The following is an 18,300-nucleotide window of genomic DNA, read 5'->3' as shown; positions in this document are numbered from 1 at the left end:
GAGCGCGGCGCCCGCCCATTCGGGGAGTGGATCGTGAAGCGAGTCTTGTTTTTCCTGTTGGCGGTGATGCTCGGCGTGCTGCCCGGCATCGCGAACGCATGGTGGCAGAACGACTGGTCGTACCGAAAGGCGATCACGATCGACGCGAGCCCGAAGGGCGCGAACCTCGCGGAATCGGCCGGCCGCGTGCCGCTGCTGATTCGCCTGCATTCGGGCAACTTCCAGTTCGACGGGCTGGCCGACAACGGCGCCGACATCCGCTTCGTCGCGGCCGACGACAAGACGCCGCTGAATTTCCATGTCGAGCAATACGATCCGGTGCTCGGCGTCGCGCTGATCTGGGTCGATGTGCCGAAGATGCCGGCGGGCGCCGCGGAGTCGATCTGGATGTACTACGGCAACAAGAAGGCGCCGGACGGCGGCAAGCCGGCCGAGACGTTCGATGCCGATTACACGCTCGTCTATCACTTCAACGGTGCGGCCGGCGCCCCGCCGAAGGACGCGACCGCGTACGGCAACCACGCGCAGAACGCGTCGTTCCGCACGATCGAGGACGGCATCGTCGGCAAGGGCGCGCGGTTCGACGGCACGGGGTCGCTGACGCTGCCGGCGAGCCCGTCGCTGAACGTGCCGGCCGGCGGCAGCTTCACGTTCAGCGCGTGGGTCAAGCCGTCGGCGCTCGCGCCGAACACGTTGCTGTACGGCCGCCGCGACGGCGCGAATGCGTTGCTGATCGGCCTCGACAACGGCGTGCCGTTCGCGGAAGTCCAGGGCGCGGCCGGCAATCCGGCGCCGGTGCGCACGCCGGCCGCGTCGCCGGTCGCTGTGAACCAGTGGACGTATGTCGCGGTGACGGCCGACGGCAAGAACCTGACCGTCTACGTGAACGGCAAGCAGGTGTCGCAGGTCGCGGCAACGCTGCCCGCGCTGAACGGCGTGACGACGATCGGCGCGGACGCGGCCGGCGCACCGGCCGGGTTCGCCGCGTATGCGGGCGCGCTCGACGAACTGCGCCTGTCGAAGATCGCGCGTTCGCCCGCCGCGCTCGCGGTCGACGCGCTCGCGCAGGGCTCGGAATCGAAGCTGGTCGCGTACGGCGCCGACGAGAAGCAGTCGGGCTTCGGCTTCGGCTACTTCGGCGTGATCGTGCAGTCGGTGACCGTTGATGCGTGGGTCGTGATCACGATCCTGCTCGGGATGGCGCTCGTGTCGTGGATCGTGATGTGGACGAAGGCACGCTACGTCGGCACCGTCGACAAGGCGAACCAGTATTTCGTGCAGCGTTTCCGCGAAGTGGCCGGCCGCCATCTGGTCGGCCTCGCGCACGTCGACGAAGGCAGCGCGGAAGGGCGGCGCCTGTACCAGTCGTCGCTGTATCGGCTGTACAAGGCCGGCGTGCATGAAATTCACAGCCGCGTGGACGGCAACGGCCGCACGGTGATCACGTCCGAATCGATCGAGGCGATCCGCGCGTCGATGGACGCGACGCTCGTGCGCGAGAACCAGCGACTGTCGAAATCGATGGTGCTGTTGACGATCGCGATCTCGGGCGGCCCGTTCCTCGGCCTGCTCGGCACGGTGGTCGGCGTGATGATCACGTTCGCGGCGATCGCGGCGGCCGGCGACGTGAACGTGAACGCGATCGCACCGGGTATCGCGGCCGCGCTGCTCGCCACCGTCACGGGCCTGTTCGTCGCGATTCCCGCGCTGTTCGGCTACAACTACCTGCTGATCCGCAACAAGAACGTGACCGCGAACATGCAGGTGTTCGTCGACGAATTCGTCACGCGCCTGGCCGAAGCGCACCGCGCGCCCGACCACGCGGTGCTGGCCGACTGAACGCACGCAGGAGACCACCATGCAGGTTCAGGACGACGACAAGCCGTACGACGACATCAACATCACGCCGATGCTCGACCTCGCGTACGTGCTGCTGATCATCTTCATCATCATGACGACCGCGTCGGTGCAGGGCATCAAGGTCGACCTGCCGAAGGCGAGCTCGTCTGCGAGCCTCGCGAAGCCGAAGACGAAGGCGATCACGGTCGCCGATTCGGGGCAGGTGTTCCTCGACGCGTATCCGGTGACGATGGACGAACTCGAAAGCCGGTTGCGCACCGAGAAGGCGACCAATCCGGAATTCCCGATCGTGCTGAAGGGCGACGCGGCCGTGCAGTACCAGAAGGTCATGGACGTGCTCGACCTGCTGCGCCGGCTCGACCTGTCGCAGGTCGGGCTCGTGACCGGCAAGGCGAAGCAGGGCGGCTAGCGCGATGGAAATGACCTACAACGGCGGCCCGCCGCAGAAAGGCCCCGGCCGCTTCGTGAAGCCGGTTGCGATCGCGCTCGTGCTCGCCGGGCTCGCCGCGCTGATCTGGCATTTCGCGGGGGACACCGCGGGCGTGAAGCGCGCGAGCGCGCCGCAGGTGACGACGGTGATCCCGTTGCCGCCGCCGCCGCCGCCGCCGAAACAGAAGCCGCCGCCCGAGAAGGTGAAGGAAGAGGTCAAGACGCCGGTCGACAAGCCGACCGTCGCGCCGAAGCCGTCCGAGGCGCCGAAGCCGTCGGACAACCAGCCGAAGCAGATGACGATGAATGCGCCCGCACAGGCCGGCACCGACAGCTTCAACATCGGCGCGGGCGACGGCTCGGGAATGGTCGGCAGCGGCGGGGGCGGCAAGTTCGGCAACGCGAGCTACGCGCAGTACATGGTGTACGTGCTGCAGCGTGCGATCGAACAGGACAAGGGCGTGCAGGAAGCCGGCGGCGCGCGCTTCGCCGGCAGCCTGAACCTGTGGATGGATGCGTCGGGGCGGATCACGAAGGTGACGATCGCGCAGTCGACCGGCGACGCGAAGATCGACGCGGCCGTCGTCGCGGCGGTCGAGACGCTTGGCAAGGTCGACGAAGCGCCGCCGCCGGCGACGTCGTACCCGGTGCTCGTCAAGCTCCAGGGCCGCAAGCCGGCATGACGATGCGCGAGAGAGACCACGAAAGAATCATGGGGCAGGTCCGTCGCACGGATCCTGCCGGAAAAGAAACGAAAATTGTTCGGAGTGCTTCGATGATTCGGAAGATGAACGGACGGGGCGGGGTGCCCTGCAACGGCGCGCCGCCCGCGCGCCTGTCGCGCGTCGGCGCGGCGGTGCTGACGCTGGGGCTGACGTGCGCGTCCGTCGCACAGGCGCAATCGCTCGAGGCGCAGGCGGCATCGGGGAAGGCCGCGCCGACGGAAAGCGTGGTGATCAACCTGATCAACCTGCTCGTCAAGCGCGGCGTGCTCACGCAGCAGAACGCGAATGAGCTGATCAGCGAGGCGCGCACCGAGGCCGTGCAGGCGCGGGCCGCGCGCGGGTCGGGCGCACCGGTCGTCGCGGGCGGCGTGGTCAATCCGCCGACCCAGCCGGGCGACGTCGCGGTGCCGTACGTGCCGCAACTCGTGCGCGACCAGATCCGCGACCAGGTGAAGCAGGAAGTGATCGCACAGGCGAAGGCCGAGAACTGGGCGCAGCCGAACACGTTCCCCGACTGGGTATCGCGGATCAAGCTCGACGGCGACCTGCGCGTGCGCGACGAGTATCACTTCTACGGCAGCCGCAACGCGAACAACGTCACGAATTTCGCGGCGATCAACCAGGGCAACGGGTTCGACATCAACCCGAACACCAACACGACGCAGTTGCCGACGCAGAACACCACGCAGAACCGCAACAACCTGCTGCGCTACCGTGCGCGGCTCGGCGTGACCGCGACGCTGTCCGACGAAATGACGGCCGGCATCCAGCTCGCGAGCGGCAACGACAACGGGCCGGTGTCGACCACGGCCACCGCCGGCGGCGGCTTCGCGAAAAAGAACATCTGGCTGAACAAGGCGTTCTTCGCGTACAAGCCGGCGCCGTGGCTGAACCTGACGGCCGGCCGCTTCGACAATCCGTTCTTCAAGTCGGACCTCGTGTTCGCCGACGATCTGATGATGGACGGGCTCGCGGCGAACCTGCGCCACGCGTTGCCGTGGAATCCGGACGTCACGCTGTTCGGCACGCTCGGCGTGTTCCCGATCCAGTACACGAGCGAGAACTTCCCGTCGAACAGCACCGACAAGGCCGGCAGCGACACGAAGTGGATGTTCGGCGCGCAGTTCGGCGCCGACTGGAAGATCGACGCGAAGAACCGGCTGCGCGGCGCGGTCGCGTACTACGACTTCCAGAACATGCGCGGCACGCTGTCGTCGCCGTGCGCACTGTATCTCGGCGCGACCAACTGCAGCACCGACAACGAGGCGCCCGCGTTCATGCAGGGCGGCAACACGCTGATCGCGCTGCGCAACATCGTGCAGAACCCGAACCTTGCGCCGGGGATGACGCCGCAGCCGCAGCTCTTCGGGCTCGCATACAACTATCGGCTGCTCGACCTGAAGGCGCAGTGGGATACCGTCGTGGCTGATCGCTTCAAGCTGCGCCTGGACGGCGAATACGTGCGCAACCTCGCGTACAACGACAACAAGGCGTTCGCGGCGGCGTCGCTGCCGGTCAACAACTACGAAGCGACGTCGTTGAACGCGACGCGCGCCGACTATCGCAGCGGCCCGAACGGCTTCCTCGCGAAGGCGACGGTCGGCGAGCCGGAGCCGCGCGAGAAGGGCCAGTGGAATTTCTCGATCGCGTACAAGTACCTGCAGCCGGACGCCGTGCTCGACGCGTTCAACGATCCCGATTTCCATCTCGGCGGCACCAACGCACGCGGCTACGTGATCGGCGCAGCCTATGCGGTCGCGCGCGACACGTGGGTGTCGGCCCGCTACCTGAGCTCGAAGGAAGTGTACGGGCCGCCGGTGTCGATCGACGTGCTGCAGATCGAGCTCAATGCTCGCTTCTGACCGGAGCCGCGCATGAATACGATCACTCGCACGATGCCGGCGGTCGCCGTCGCCGCCGCGCTGTTGTTCGCGGCCGTCGGCGCGCACGCGCAGAGCATCGAGGACAAGCTGCGCAGCCAGCTGCGCTCGACCGTGCAGGAGCTGCGCCAGTTGCAGGACAGCCAGGCGCAGTTGCAGAGCGACAAGGCGGCGGCCGAGAAGCAGCGCGACGATGCGCTCGCGCAACTGAAGGCGATGCAGGCGCAGCTTGCGGCGGCGCGCGGCGACTCGGGCGCCGAGGCGGCTGCGAAGCGTGCGCTCGCGCAGGAGCGGGCCGGCCGCGAGCAGGACGCGAAGTCGCTCGCGAAATACAAGGCGTCCTATGAGGACTTGCTCGCCGTGTCGCGCGCCCGCGATGCGCAGCACGCGCAATTGCAGAAGGACGTTGCCGCGCGTGACACGCAACTGAAAACCTGCCAGGCACACAATGCGGAGCTGTATCGCGTCGGGCACGAGATTCTCGACGCGTACGAGCATGTCGGGATCGGCACCTTCCTCTCGTCGAGGCAGCCGTTCGCACAGTCGGCCCGCGTGAAGTACGACGATCTCGCGCAGCGCTACGGCGATGCGCTGTATGCGGGAAAGTACGATCCGGCCGCGCGTGCGGCCGCCGCGGCGCCGGCATCGGCGGCGAGCGCGCCGTGAGCGTGTCGCCCGATACCGCATTGGAATCCATCGATCCGTCGAACAGGGGGAACCTCGACATGCAGGACAAGCAACCGAACGCCGGCGCCGAACGCGCGGCACACGACGCGCCGATCGAAGCGATCAGCGCGGACCACCTGGCCGACGTGCTGCGCCGTGCGGGCTACCGCGTGACGGCCGCCGAGCAGAACGGCTCGGTGCAACTGATGAGCGCGAGCCAGGGTATCGGTTTCGCGGTGCGCTTCGGCAACCCTGCGGCGCCGCTCGCGCCGCAGGGCGCCGACACGCCGCTCGCCGCGCTGCCGTACATCGATTACACGATGTCGTGCGTGCTGCAAGTGCAGGGCGAATTGCCGGCCGAACTCGTCGCGGACTGGAACCGCACCAAGCGCTTCGCGCGTCTCGCGAGCCACGGGCAGTTTCTCGCGCTGGAGATGGACGTCGTCGTCGCGGGCGGCGTGTCCGAGCGCTATCTGCGTTCGACGGTCGAGCTGTGGGATCGGCTGATCCAGGAATTCCTGCTGCACCTGCGCAACCGCCCCGCGATGGCCGAGCAGGAAGCGGCGGCGCGGGCGGCGGCCGGCGAACCGCCCGCCACGACCGCCTCCGTCGAAGCGGCCGCGCAATCGTGATCGTCGCGCATCGGCTCGGCGCCGCGCTACGCGCGTTGCTGCCGGGCCGCACGCGAGCCGGGGCGACGGCCGTGGGTGACGCGCCTGCCGCGTGGGGCACGTACGCGCAACACGTCGCCCAATGGCTGCAGACGGCGCTCGATGGCGACGATGCGGCCGCGGGCCGCCTGCGCGCGGACATCGAACGCTGGGCCGACGCGCGGGCCGATGCCGGCGACGACGGGCCTGTACTGCCGGTGCGAGCGTGGCTCGACCGGCGCGGGCGGGTGACGCGCGTCGACAGCGCGGCGGCCGGGCAGGCGTCGCTCGACGCCGCACTGCACGCCGCGTTTGCCGGCAGGGAGATCGGCATGGTGCCGCCGCGCGGGATGGCGCAACCGCTCGTCCTGCGTGTGGCGCTGACGGGCGCACGCTGATACGGCGTCCGTATTTGAAAAGAAGCAATCCAGAGGGCAGTCGAACGATGATGACGAAGATGAAGATGCTGGCGATGGTGGCAGGCGGTCTCGTGCTGGGCGCGCCGCTCGTGGCATGTGCGCAGGACGACGTGATCGCGAATGCCGCACAGGCGTCGGTCACGCAGGCCGACATCGCCGGGCTGTTGAAGACCGTGAGCGCGGAAGGACGCGAGCGTCTCGCGGCCGATCCCGCGGCGCTGGACCAGGTCGTGCGTTCGACGCTCGCGCAGAAGGCCGTGCTGGCCGAGGCGAAGTCGAAGGGCTGGGACCGGCAGCCGCAGGTGCAGGCAGCCGTCGAGCAGGCGCAGCGCGAAATCGTCGTGCGCAGCTATCTCGCGTCGGTGAATGCGCCGCCGGCCGACTACCCGTCGGACGCGGAACTCCAGTCCGCCTACGACAAGAACCGCGCGGCGTTCACGGCGCCGCGCGCGCTGCATGTCGCGCAGATCTATATCGCGGTGCCGCCGAACGCGGATGCCGCGACGCTCGACAAGGCGCGCAAGCAGGCCGCCGATCTCGCGAACCGCGCGCGCAACGGCGATTTCGCGGCGCTGGCGAAGGCGAACTCGCAGGACAAGGCGAGCGCCGCGAACGGTGGCGATCTCGGTTTCGTGCCCGAGCAGTTGATGGTGCCGGCGGTCCGTCAGGCAGCCGACGCGTTGAAGCCGGGCCAGGTATCCGCGCCGATCCAGACGCCGGCCGGCTTTCACGTCGTGAAGCTGATCGAGATACGCGCGTCCGCGCCGCGTCCGCTGGCCGACGTGAAGGAGCAACTGCGCGCGATGCTGCGCGCCCAGCGCACGCAGCAAAATACACAGGCGTATCTCGCGAAGCTGGCCGCGAACGCACCGATCAACGAAGACGCGCTGAAGAAAGCGCTCGCGTCGGCTCGGTAGGCGCGCTCATGGCCACGCTCCGTTCGACGCCGCGCGTCGAGGCGCCCGACGCGCGTACGCCGGCGCGTCGTCGCTCCGCCGCCTCCGATCGTCCGCGCATGCCGAAGGCGAACCCGTGGCCGGGCCGGCCCGGCGAGTGGCCGACGCATTGCCCGCTTTGCTTCGGCGCGCTGGAGCCGCTGCCCGGCGCGGGCGGCTATGCGCGGCACCGGAGCGCGCGCTGTTCCGCGCAGTGCGTGCTCACCACACGCCAGTATCAACCGGAGGAGCCGACGATTCGCGGCTCGCGCGACGTGCAGGTCGCGGCCCGTCATCGGGACCGCTTCATTGCGCAGTGGCCGCGCCATTACGCGCTGATGCGACGCGCGTGGCCCGCGCTCACGATCGGGCGCTTCATCGCGGTGATCTCGTGCGCGGATGTCGCGGATCTCTGGTCGTACCGGACGTTGCGCGAAGACGATCTCGCCGCCGTGCTGCTCGTACTGGCCGGTTTCCTGCGCGTGCCGGATGTGTCGGGCACCGCCGCGCCGGGTGCCCGTATGCCCGCTGCCGGTACGCCGGCCGACGATGCGCGCGCGCCGGCCGTTCGCTGGGTGCGCTTCTGGTTCGACGCGAGCGTGCGCGACGTCGGCGATTTGTGGACGGCCGGCAACGACGCGTCGCCGCTGTTTCGCGTCGACTACCGGGAGCCGCTCGTCACGCCGTATCCGACCGGCGCGCAGGTGCATGCATGGCAACCGGTCGACGGCATGCGCGATGCGTGGGCGCGATATGTCGATGCGGGCGAACCGGCCGTCGACGCAGCCGATCGCGCGGCGTTCGGGCGCTTTCTGGCCCGCGCGCCGGGGGCCGGCGCGGGAGCATGAAGGCATGCGCGCGATGGCGTCGTTACCGATGGAGGCGCGGATGAAGAGGCGACGAAACGGCATCGCGGCGATCGCCTGCGTGCTGCTGGCGGCCGGCGCGCATGCGCAGGGCGGCCGCGCGGCGGCGGCCGAGCCCGGCTCGGCCGCGAAGCCGGTGTGCGTCGACGCCGAAGTCGACGGCAAGCGCGCGCTGTCGTACGACTGCCTGAGCGAACAACTGAAGCCGAAGGCCGAGCCTCAGGCGGGCGCGTCGCAGACGGATTCGGAGCGGTTGTCCAAGCAACCGTCGAACCGTCTCGGCACGTTCAACCTGTCGACCGAGCGGAACCGCTTCGGGTCGAACTGGGGCAAATCCGTTACGCCGCAACGGCCGAATGCGCCGGTTGCCGTGCCGCCGAAGTGAAGCGCTTGCGCAGCCGCGGCGCGCGAACGGTGCGGCGGACCAACGGTTTGGGAACAGGCACGGGCCGGTGGCGCACCGGCGCGAACCGACGAGGAGCAGCAACGTGAAATCGGGCAAGCACATCGGCAGCGTGGCGGCGCTCGCGGCCGGGCTCGCAGTGACGCTCGCCTGCGCATGCGGCGCGGCCACGGGCGCCGAGCGCGCGGTGCAGGGGGCCGGCGCGCCCACGGTTGCGCTGCCGAACTTCGCGGCGCTCGTGCGGCGCGTCGGGCCGGCGGTCGTCAACATCAGCGTCACGCGCGAAGTCACGCAGATGGGGATCCAGTTGCCGCCCGGCATCGCGCCCGATCATCCGCTCGCGCCGTTTCTCGCGCGGCGCGTGATCGGCAACCGCGAGGAGGTGAGCCTCGGCTCCGGCTTCATCGTGAGCGCGGACGGCGTGATCCTGACCAACCGGCACGTGGTCGGCGACGCGGTCGCCATCGACGTGAAGCTGACCGACAAGCGCCAGTTCAAGGGGCGGGTGATCGGCAGCGATCCCGTATCCGACGTCGCGGTGATCCGCATCGATGCGCACGACCTGCCGGTCGTCGCGACCGGCGATCCGGCGCGCACCGAGGTCGGCGACTGGGTGATGGCCATCGGGTCGCCGTACGGGTTCGCGAATACCGTCACGCAGGGCATCGTCAGCGCGAAATCGCGCTCCCTGCCCGGCGAACAGGCGATTCCGTTCATCCAGACCGACGTGCCGATCAATCCCGGCAATTCGGGCGGCCCGCTGTTCGATCTGAGCGGCCGCGTGATCGCGATCAACTCGATGATCTTCTCGAAGACGGGCGGCTACCAGGGGCTCGCGTTCGCGATTCCGATCGACATCGCACTCGACGTGAAGGATCAGTTGCTGCGCACCGGCAAGGTCACGCGCGGCCGGCTCGGCGTGGCCCTGCAGGAAGTGAGCCAGGCGCTCGCGCGTTCGTTCGGTCTCGCGAGCCCGGACGGCGCGCTGATCACGATGGTCGAGCCGGACGGCCCGGCCGCGCGCGCGGGCCTGAAGGCGGGCGACGTCGTGCTCGCGGTCGACGGCAAGCCGGTCGCGGAATCGGCGGATTTGCTCGGCATGGTTGCGGGCATGCGGGCGGGGCGGCAAGCCGATCTGCTCGTGTGGCGTGCGGGCCGGGCGATGCACGCGATCGCGACGGTCGGCGCGTTCGACAGCGGCACGGCGTCGGCCGGCGGCGAACAAGGCCCCGCGCGGTTCGGGCTCGCGCTGCGGGCCGCGACGGAGCAGGAGCGCCAGCGGCTCGGCGTCGGCCAGGCGCTCGTCGTCGAACAGGCGACCGGCCAGGCGGCGCGCGCGGGGTTGCAGCCCGGCGATGCCGTGCTGTCGGTCAATGGCGTGCCGGTCGCGAGCATCGGCGCGCTGATGGCCGGGATCGATGCCGCGCACGGCAACGTCGCGCTGCTGGTGCAGCGTGGCGGCACGCGGCTGTATGTGCCGATCGAGATCGGCCGGGCGGATTCGTCGTCGAAACGGGAGGCGGGATGAAGCGAATGCGCAAGCAGCGCGCATCGGGATGGCTGGGGGCGATCGTCGTCGCGGCGGTGCTGGCCGCGGGCGCGGCCCCGGCCCCGGCCGTCGCGCAGACGGCCGACGTGCCGCAAGCGTGGATCCGCTACGGACAGCTCGCCGGGCAGCAGTTCCAGACGTGGCTCGAAGCGGACGGCGACGCGGCCGACCGGCTCCACCGCTATCTCGAGACGCGCGTGCTGAACGCACGCGCCGATGCGCCGCCGCCCGCGATCGTCGTGCGTGCGTGGTTCGGCGCGAACGGCGTCGTCACGCGCGTCGAGTTCGCGTCGCTCGGCGATCCGGATGCGGACGCGACGCTGCGACAACTGCTGACGGCCGGCCCGCTGAGCGAGCCGCCGCCGCCCGACATGCTGCAGCCGCTGCGCGTGCGCCTGCGGCTCGCACCCAATCCCGACGCGGCGGCCGCCGCACCGGCGTCGGCGGCGCGCATGCCATGACGTTCCGGACCGGGTAGACGCTGGCGGATATCGTAATAAGATATGACGATATTGCATCGGCGGGACAATGATGCCCCGCTTTCCTGAGAGGAGCTATCCGTGCAACTGACCCAGTTAGGCGGGCATGTCGCCCAATCCGGCATCGCCGAGCGGCAAAAACACGCGCAAGCGCTGATGTTCGGGATGGCGAACATCGACGAGTACGTGTCCGGCGGCGTTTGCTACGACGCTGCGGCGTATGTCCGGTATCTGCTGCGCGCCGACGCGATGATCGCGCCCGGTGCGCTGCTCGACACGAACGGTCAGCAGTGGAGGACGCGCTTCAACTTCGAGACCGGCGATCAATGGGACGGGCGCGCGAGCATTCCGGCGGGCACAGCGGTCGGCTTCGCCCGCGGCGCCAATGTCTTTCACGCCGCGATCGCCGTGGGCGGCACCCGGATCCGCGGGATCAACGGCGGCCTGCTGGGCGCCGGATGGCTGCATCCGGTCGATCTGGCACGGGTGCTGCAGCCGGATCCGGCCGGCGGCTTTACGTACGATCGCACGACCATTCGCGTTTATCTGTCGCGCCTGTAGGCTGTCCGGCGTCGAATCTCACGCCGTTTCCGCCGTTTCCGTCATTACCCGTTGGCGGCCGCGCGCCGGCGCCGCGCGGCCGCTTTCCCGCCGTTCGGCGATATCCGCATGGCGTCGCGCCGTCCAACGCTGCTATCCTCTCGACCTTGAATGACGCGTCATGGCGGCGTGGGCGCGCATGCCGCCTCGCGGCGCCGCGCACCGGTGCGTGCCATGCGCGCACTGAGGTAGCATGACCGAATATCCACGACGATCCATGACCTGTTTCGTGTCCGACTTCCTTCCGTCCATGTCCACATGGTCAAGACAACGATGAGCGATGCACCCGATCCGGCAGCGCCCGGCGACGACGAGCCGTCCGGCGGCGCGTCGTCGTATCTGGTGCCCGGCCTCGAACGCGGGCTGCGTATCCTCGCCGAATTCTCCGCGCGCGAGCCGGTGCTCGGCGCGCCCGAGCTGTCGAAGCGTATCGGCATTCCGCGCACGACCACGTTCCGCCTGCTGCAGACGCTCGAAGCGCTCGGTTTTCTCGAACGCGTGAACGGCGATCGTTATTTCCGGCTCGGTGTCGGCGTGCTGCGGCTCGGCTTCGAATACCTGAATTCGCTCGAACTGACCGATCTCGGTGCGCCCGTGCTCGAACGGCTGCGCGATTCCACCGGCCTGTCGACGCACCTGCTGATCCGCGACCAGCGTGACGTGGTGTTCGTCGCGAAGGCGCAGAGCAATGCGTCGATGTTCGGTTCGGTGAAGGTGCACGTCGGCACGCGCCTGCCCGCGCATGCGACCGTGCACGGTCACGTGCTGATGGGCGACCTGACGCGCGACGCGTTGCGGCAGCTCTATCCGGAGAAGAAACTCGAACAGTTCACCGAGCGCACGCCCGGCACCGTGGACGAACTGTACGAACGCGTGCGTCATTACGCGCGGCTCGGCTACGCGGTCAGCGAGGCGGCGTTCGAGAGCGGCATTTCGGCCGTGACCGCGCCCGTGCGCGATCACTCGGGTTCCATCGTCGCGGCGATCACCGCGACGGTGCCGCGCTCGGAGATCGGCGACGCCGGCGAGAAGGAGCGGCTCGTCGAAGCCGTGTGCGGCGCGGCGGTCGACCTGTCGCAACGGCTGAACTATCGACCGCTCGAAAGCGACCCGACGTTCGCGCATGCGCGCCACAAGGTCGCGATGTTCTGATCCACCGAACGCGCCGCATCGCGCGGCTGCGCCGATCGCCGGCAACCCGTCGCCAACGAGAAAAGAGCAGCCTGCGGGCTGCTCTTTTCGTTTCCGGCGTCGGGCAAGCGCGTCCGCCGTCGCTCAGAACGAGTGGTGGATGCCGGTCAGCACGATCACCTGGTTCGCGGTGCTCGACGCGCCGGCCGTGAAGAACGCGGCTTTTGCACCACCCGAACCGTGTTCGTAAAGCACGTTCGCATACAGCTGCGTGCGCTTCGACAACGCGTAGATGTCGCCGAGTTCGACCTGAGTCCAGCGGCGGCCGGCCAGCGTCGTGGTCGCCGCGCCGCCCGCGATCGTGTTGAACGCGCTGCTGCGGTAGTTCACGCCGGCGTCGTAGCTCTGGAACGTGTCGGAAAACCCGTTCGACTGCATCTTCACGCGCGTGTAGAGCCCGTGCACGAGGAAGTCGCCGATCTGGTACGACGCGCCCGCGCCGATGTTCTCGACCTTGTTCGCGAGGTAGCCGTTCGCGGTGTTCTGCCCCTGGAACGACGCGATGCCCGTCTGGCCGATCAGGATCGAGCGATCGTGCTCGTTCGAGTAGACGGCCGACGCCTTGAACGGCCCGTTCGCATAGTTCAGCGCGACGCCGACCGATTTGCCGGTCGAGAAGTTCGTCGTGTTGCCGAGCGCGAGCGTCGCCGCGGCCGAGAAGCCCGCGAAGCTCGGCGAACGGTACTTGATCGCGTTGTTGTACGGCACGTTGCCGGTCGCGGCGAGCCCGTCGATGTTGCCTGGGTGGAACGCGTACCAGCTCATCGCGAGGTACGCGGTGCTGAGCGGATCGAGATAGTCGAACGCCAGCGGCGTCTGGCGGCCGAGCGTCAGCGTGCCGTAGCGCTCGGCGCTGAGGCCGACGAACGCCGCGCGGTTCCAGATCGTGTTCGCGGTCGCGAACTGGCCGTTGTTCGTATAGAAGCCGTTCTCCAGCTGGAAGATCGCCGACAGCCCGCCGCCGAGATCTTCTTTGCCTTTCAGGCCCCAGCGATCGGGCTGCGTATTGCCCTGGATCATCGCCCACTTCGCGTGGCCGCCGACGTTGTTCACGTACGCGACACCCGCATCCAGGCTGCCGTACAGCACCACGCTGCTCTGCGCCCATGCGCCCGACGCGGCGCCCATTCCGATGACTGCCGCTGCTACCGCATGCTTGACCATTTTGTCTCCTGACTCTCCAACCTGATGAAAACGTGTTGTGACGGGGCTGCGCAGGGACGGCCGGCCGTCGCGCATGTTCATCGTCGAGTGGGCATTTTTATGTTCCATATAAGGAACAATGTGCCTCTAGTGGAATGAAGTATAGAGGTGTCCGACGGGTGGTCAAAAATAAATTTATCGGGCCGGATCGGGTGGGCGCTGATCTGCAACATGGGTTCGAGAATCCGGAAAAACGGACCTAAATCCCCGCAACCAAACAAAAAATCACATTTGACGAGATAGGTCGTGGCGATCTTCGACCCGCCGGTCGGTGTTTTCCCTAGGACATGCAGCTTTTTGTTTTACTCGCGGAAGGTCGCTCCTATAATCACCATCCATAAACTGTTGTTCCTAATATGGAACAAAACGAGAGTCGATCAGAAGGAAGGGTGCGAGATGTCTGAGCAATGGATTTGCGCCGGTCACGCCGGCGCGCTGTCGGAAGACACGCCGATCGAGTTCAAGCGGACCGACGGCGTGGAAATCGGGATCTACCGCGTCGGCGACGACGTGTATGCGCTCGAGAACGTATGCCCGCATGCGTACGCGCTGCTGACGCAGGGGTTCGTCGACGAAGGCACGGTCGAATGCCCGCTGCACGAGGCGGTGTTCGACATCAAGACGGGCGAATGCCTGAAGGGGCCGGGCGGACGTGCGCTGAAGCAGTACGCGGTGCGTCTTGCCGGCGAGGAAATCCAGATCAAGGTGGAATGACATGAAAGAAGCGACCGTCAACTTCAATCCCTTCCTGAAGCCGTGGGTGGCGCCGCAGCCGAACAACGTCGCGGGCAAGGGGCAGATCGAGATTCCCGGCCAGGTCGAGAACCAGGTCTGGCAGAACCGCAAGGCCGAACCGACCCAGTACGAGAACGACCTCGGCGATGCGCTCGAACGCGTGTTCGAGAGCGGCGCGACCGAGCTGGACGATGTCGTCGCGGGCCTGAACCGCATCGGCTTCCGCGCGCCGGACGGCACTGCGTGGACCGCGGAGCGCTTCCGCGCCGAAATGGCCTCGCTGGCGGAATGAGCGCGCGCGCTGCGTGACCGCCGACCCGACGACAACCGCATCCGGAGCACATCGATGACGTCCCCCGCACAATACGAAGCCCAACGCGACCCGGTCCGCGACTACCTCGACCGCGGCATCAAGAACTACTGGTATCCCGTCGCGCCGAGCTGGCAGGTGTCGAACGCACCCGTCGGCCTCACGCGCCTGTCCGAGCAGATCGTGCTGTGGCGCGATCACGAAGGAAAAGTCCATGCGCTGGAAGATCGTTGCCCGCACCGCGGCGCGCGCCTGTCGCTCGGCTGGAACCTCGGCGGCAACATCGCATGCTGGTATCACGGCATCGAAGTCGACGGCGGCGGCACGGTCAACCGCGTGCCGGCCGTGTCGAACTGTCCGCTCGAAGGCACGAAGTGCGTGAAGTCGTATCCGGTCGAGGAGAAGGCCGGCGCGATCTTCCTGTGGTTCGGCGACGAAGCGCACGGCGAGCCGGCGCCGCTGAACCTGCCGGAAGAGCTCGTGGCCGACGAGTACGGCCATTTCCTGTGCGTGTCGAACTGGAAGTGCAATTACCAGTACGCGATCGACAACGTAATGGACCCGATGCACGGCGCGTACCTGCACGCGACGTCGCACTCGATGGCCGAAGGCGACAAGCAGGCCGACATGCGCGTGCGCAAGACGGATACGGGCCTGATGTTCGAGAAGATCGGCCAGCGCGACGTGAACTTCGACTGGGTCGAGCTCGGCGAAACCGGCTGCCTGTGGATGCGCCTCGCGATTCCGTACAAGCAGAAGTTCGGCCCCGGCGGCAACTTCGGGATCATCGGCTTCGCGACGCCGGTCGACGGCGACCACTGCCAGGTCTATTTCTGGCGTACCCGCAAGGTCAGCGGCTGGCAGCGCGACGTGTGGCGCTTCATGTACCGCAACCGTCTCGAAGGCTTGCACTGGGACGTGCTCGAACAGGATCGCTACGTCCTCGAAAGCCTCGCGCCGCATGCGCGCGATCACGAATACCTGTACCAGCACGACGTTGGCATCACGCGCGTGCGCCGGATGCTGCGCCAGCGGGCGCAGGAGCATCTGTCCGCGCTCGACGCGCATCGCGCGGCACACGCCGCTTCGGAGCCGGCGAATGGCTGAGTTCGCTCCGGTCGTGGCGCTGCCCGGTCGGCGCGTGCTCGTCACGGGCGGCGCGCGCGGTCTCGGCGCCGCGTTCGTGAAGGCGCTGGTCGAAGCGGGCGCGCAGGTCGCGTTCGGCGACGTGCTGGCGGAAGAGGGCCGCGCGCTGGCCGCGCAGCTCGCACGCGCCGGCCACACCGCGCATTTCTTCGCGCTCGATCTCGCCGACCCGGCCAGCATCGACGCCTTCGTCGCGCAGGGCGCGGCGGCGCTCGGCGGTATCGACGCGCTGATCAACAACGCGGCGATCACGAACTCGGGCGGCAAGCTCTCGACGGAGCTCGACGTGTCGACGTGGGACGCCGTGATGAACGTGAACGTGCGCGGCGTGTGGCTCGTCAGCAATGCGGCGTTGCCGCACCTTGCGCAGTCGGGGCGCGGCGCGATCGTGAACCTCGCGTCGGACACCGCGTTGTGGGGGGCGCCGAAGCTGCTCGCGTACGTCGCCAGCAAGGGCGCGGTGATCGCGATGACGCACGCGCAGGCACGCGAGTTCGGCGCGCACGGCGTGACGGTCAACGCGATCGCGCCGGGGCTGACCGAAGTCGAGGCGACCGCGTACGTGCCGGCGGAACGCCACGCGTTCTACCTGCAGGGCCGCGCGCTCGCACGTGCGCAGGTGCCCGACGACGTGACGGGCCCCGTGCTGTTCCTGCTGTCGGACGGCGCGCGCTTCGTGACGGGGCAACTGCTGCCGGTGAACGGCGGCTTCGTAATGAATTGAATCGAAGTTTTCACTCGCAATGAAGGAGAGGACGATGGCGGACGCCGATCTCGAACGCAAGTCGTGGGATCAGCCGGAAGGCGCAAGCTTCAACGACTGGATGGAAGGGCGCGTCGCGCGCTACGCGACGCGACGCTACGACTGGGACGCACTGAAATTCCAGGCCGACTACGACCCGAAGTACCGCCGTGCGCAGATGCGCTATGTCGGCACGGGCGGCACGGGCGTCGCGAAGGACGTCAACACGGTGCCGGCCGGCAACTTCACGTTCTCGACGATGGTCATCCCGGCCGGCAACATCGGGCCGAGCCACATCCATGTCGACGTCGAGGAAATCTTCTTCGTGCTGCGCGGCAAGATGAAGGTGATCTGCGAGCGCGACGGCGAGACGTGGGAAGCGATCCTCGGCGAGCGCGACCTGATCTCGGTGCCGCCGGGCGTGTATCGCACGGAAATCAACATCGGCGAGGAAGATGCGCTGATGTGCGTGATGCTCGGTTCGCCGAAGCCGATCACGCCGACGTATCCGCCCGATTCGCCGCTCGCGAAGATCAAGCGTTGAGACGGAGCGGGTGAAGCAATGAGTGTCATCGACAAACGTGAACGCGACCGCACCGCGGCGTTCGCCGCGCTGCTCGGGCAGTTTCCCGAACAGCGTTGCGCAGCCGGCGCGGCGGGCACGATCGGCTACCGCGAGGCCGGCGCGCAGCATGCGGGCCGCGCGCTGCCCGTCGTGCTGCTGCACGGGATCGGCTCGGGCGCCGCGTCGTGGGTCCGCCAGCTCGACACGCTCGGCGCGTCACGACGCGTGCTTGCGTGGGATGCGCCCGGTTACGGCGTGTCGACGCCCGTGCACGGCGCGTCGCCGGCCGCCGCCGATTACGCGGCATCGCTGAACGCGTGGCTCGAGGCACTCGGCATCGAACGCTGCGTGCTGGTCGGTCATTCGCTCGGCGCGATCGTCGCGGGCGGGTTGGCCCGCGTGATGCCCGCGCGCATTGCCGGCCTGCTGCTGATCTCGCCCGCGGGCGGTTACGGCAGCGCACCGGCCGAAACGCGCGAATCGCGCCGCGACGCGCGGCTCGCGATGCTTGCGGAACTCGGCCCGGCCGGGCTCGCCGAGCAGCGCAGCGGCAACATGCTGTCCGGTTTCGCGAACGAGGAGGCACGGGCATGGGTGCGCTGGAACATGGCGCGCATCGTGCCGGCCGGCTATGCGCAGGCCACGCATCTGCTCGCGAACGCCGATCTCGCGGCCGATCTCGCCGGCTTCCGCGGCCGCACGGCCGTGGCCGTCGGCGCGAACGACGCGATCACGCCGCCCGCCGCGTGCGAGCGGATCGCCGCGGCCGCGCACGTCGGGCTGCAGGTGATTCCGCAGGCCGGGCATGCCGGTTATGTGGAGGCGCCGGCCGCCTATTCGGCGCTGATCGATACGTTCTGCCGTCAGTGCGATACGCAGCGGGGGCTGGCATGAATTGCCCCCACGCTCACATTCGTTCGCTTGGGGGGGCGCAGCCCCCCCATCCC

At 68.4% G+C, this 18,300-nt stretch carries 21 protein-coding genes; 20 read left to right on the top strand and 1 reads right to left on the bottom strand.

The genetic code is table 11. The features are described from left to right. Window positions 1-33: 33 nt before the first annotated feature. The 14 genes from WT97_RS11235 (at window position 34) to WT97_RS11170 (ending at window position 12,613) form a co-directional block, all read left to right on the top strand. Window positions 34-1,839, top strand: a complete 1,806-nt coding sequence (locus WT97_RS11235; RefSeq protein WP_060353481.1) for a DUF2341 domain-containing protein — start codon at window positions 34-36, stop codon at window positions 1,837-1,839. Window positions 1,840-1,858: 19 nt separating this feature from the next. Continuing rightward, a complete protein-coding gene (locus WT97_RS11230; protein ID WP_027780971.1) occupies window positions 1,859-2,269 on the top strand; it encodes a biopolymer transporter ExbD in 411 nt (136 codons plus the stop codon). Window positions 2,270-2,273: 4 nt separating this feature from the next. Beyond that, the gene (locus tag WT97_RS11225) at window positions 2,274-2,972 is read left to right on the top strand and encodes an energy transducer TonB (protein WP_059789673.1); all 699 of its coding nucleotides are present in this window, start codon (window positions 2,274-2,276) and stop codon (window positions 2,970-2,972) included. Window positions 2,973-3,064: 92 nt separating this feature from the next. Further along, window positions 3,065-4,876, top strand: coding sequence for a putative porin (locus WT97_RS11220; protein WP_082751366.1), 1,812 nt, complete (start codon window positions 3,065-3,067; stop codon window positions 4,874-4,876). A 12-nt stretch (window positions 4,877-4,888) separates the two neighbouring features. Then, window positions 4,889-5,560 carry a hypothetical protein gene (locus WT97_RS11215; RefSeq protein WP_060353437.1) on the top strand — a complete coding sequence of 224 codons (672 nt, stop codon included), beginning with the start codon at window positions 4,889-4,891 and terminating at the stop codon, window positions 5,558-5,560. 59 nt (window positions 5,561-5,619) lie between these two features. Then, entirely contained in the window at window positions 5,620-6,192 is a 573-nt protein-coding gene (locus WT97_RS11210; RefSeq protein ID WP_060353479.1) for a YbjN domain-containing protein, read from the top strand. Next, window positions 6,189-6,608 (top strand): hypothetical protein, encoded by a 420-nt coding sequence (locus WT97_RS11205; RefSeq protein WP_257128479.1) that lies wholly within the window; start codon window positions 6,189-6,191, stop codon window positions 6,606-6,608. Before WT97_RS11210 ends, WT97_RS11205 begins: the two co-directional genes overlap by 4 nt. A gap of 47 nt (window positions 6,609-6,655) precedes the next feature. Beyond that, window positions 6,656-7,546, top strand: coding sequence for a peptidylprolyl isomerase (locus WT97_RS11200; RefSeq protein WP_060353436.1), 891 nt, complete (start codon window positions 6,656-6,658; stop codon window positions 7,544-7,546). An 8-nt stretch (window positions 7,547-7,554) separates the two neighbouring features. Continuing rightward, window positions 7,555-8,412, top strand: a complete 858-nt coding sequence (locus WT97_RS11195; protein ID WP_060353435.1) for a hypothetical protein — start codon at window positions 7,555-7,557, stop codon at window positions 8,410-8,412. A 40-nt stretch (window positions 8,413-8,452) separates the two neighbouring features. Further along, complete coding sequence (locus WT97_RS11190) at window positions 8,453-8,815, top strand: hypothetical protein (RefSeq protein WP_059500223.1); 363 nt, start codon at window positions 8,453-8,455, stop codon at window positions 8,813-8,815. A 103-nt stretch (window positions 8,816-8,918) separates the two neighbouring features. Further along, on the top strand, window positions 8,919-10,361 hold the full coding sequence (locus WT97_RS11185; protein ID WP_060353477.1) for a Do family serine endopeptidase: 1,443 nt from the start codon (window positions 8,919-8,921) through the stop codon (window positions 10,359-10,361). Then, the gene (locus WT97_RS11180; protein WP_060353434.1) at window positions 10,358-10,843 is read left to right on the top strand and encodes a hypothetical protein; all 486 of its coding nucleotides are present in this window, start codon (window positions 10,358-10,360) and stop codon (window positions 10,841-10,843) included. The genes WT97_RS11185 and WT97_RS11180 overlap by 4 nt, the downstream gene beginning before the upstream one ends. A gap of 99 nt (window positions 10,844-10,942) precedes the next feature. Next, window positions 10,943-11,422 (top strand): type 6 secretion system effector deamidase TecA, encoded by a 480-nt coding sequence (gene tecA / locus WT97_RS11175; RefSeq protein ID WP_060031948.1) that lies wholly within the window; start codon window positions 10,943-10,945, stop codon window positions 11,420-11,422. A gap of 297 nt (window positions 11,423-11,719) precedes the next feature. Next, window positions 11,720-12,613, top strand: a complete 894-nt coding sequence (locus tag WT97_RS11170) for an IclR family transcriptional regulator (protein WP_027780959.1) — start codon at window positions 11,720-11,722, stop codon at window positions 12,611-12,613. Window positions 12,614-12,736: 123 nt separating this feature from the next. Here the strand turns inward: WT97_RS11170 and WT97_RS11165 are convergent, their stop codons facing one another. Beyond that, on the bottom strand, window positions 12,737-13,816 hold the full coding sequence (locus WT97_RS11165) for a porin (protein ID WP_059500226.1): 1,080 nt from the start codon (window positions 13,814-13,816) through the stop codon (window positions 12,737-12,739). 435 nt (window positions 13,817-14,251) lie between these two features. Between WT97_RS11165 and WT97_RS11160 the strand changes: the two genes are divergently transcribed. The 6 genes from WT97_RS11160 to WT97_RS11135 are packed head-to-tail and all read left to right on the top strand — an operon-like array spanning window position 14,252 to window position 18,247. Beyond that, on the top strand, window positions 14,252-14,569 hold the full coding sequence (locus tag WT97_RS11160; protein ID WP_006489883.1) for a non-heme iron oxygenase ferredoxin subunit: 318 nt from the start codon (window positions 14,252-14,254) through the stop codon (window positions 14,567-14,569). A gap of 1 nt (window position 14,570) precedes the next feature. Further along, window positions 14,571-14,882 carry a recombinase-like helix-turn-helix domain-containing protein gene (locus tag WT97_RS11155; RefSeq protein WP_059783038.1) on the top strand — a complete coding sequence of 104 codons (312 nt, stop codon included), beginning with the start codon at window positions 14,571-14,573 and terminating at the stop codon, window positions 14,880-14,882. A 54-nt stretch (window positions 14,883-14,936) separates the two neighbouring features. After that, window positions 14,937-16,007: an aromatic ring-hydroxylating dioxygenase subunit alpha gene (locus WT97_RS11150; protein WP_059500228.1), complete on the top strand. Its 1,071-nt coding sequence runs from the start codon at window positions 14,937-14,939 to the stop codon at window positions 16,005-16,007. Next, a complete protein-coding gene (locus WT97_RS11145; RefSeq protein ID WP_060031941.1) occupies window positions 16,000-16,770 on the top strand; it encodes an SDR family oxidoreductase in 771 nt (256 codons plus the stop codon). The genes WT97_RS11150 and WT97_RS11145 overlap by 8 nt, the downstream gene beginning before the upstream one ends. 34 nt (window positions 16,771-16,804) lie before the next feature. After that, a complete protein-coding gene (locus tag WT97_RS11140; RefSeq protein WP_034204576.1) occupies window positions 16,805-17,332 on the top strand; it encodes a cupin domain-containing protein in 528 nt (175 codons plus the stop codon). Window positions 17,333-17,350: 18 nt separating this feature from the next. Further along, entirely contained in the window at window positions 17,351-18,247 is an 897-nt protein-coding gene (locus WT97_RS11135; protein WP_060031938.1) for an alpha/beta fold hydrolase, read from the top strand. Window positions 18,248-18,300 lie beyond the last annotated feature (53 nt).

Origin of the sequence: Burkholderia sp. MSMB1459WGS, from assembly GCF_001534535.1 — a bacterium.
GTDB lineage: Bacteria > Pseudomonadota > Gammaproteobacteria > Burkholderiales > Burkholderiaceae > Burkholderia.
The sequence above is the reverse complement of the archived record's forward strand: the minus strand, read 5'-3'. Positions and strand labels throughout refer to the sequence as shown.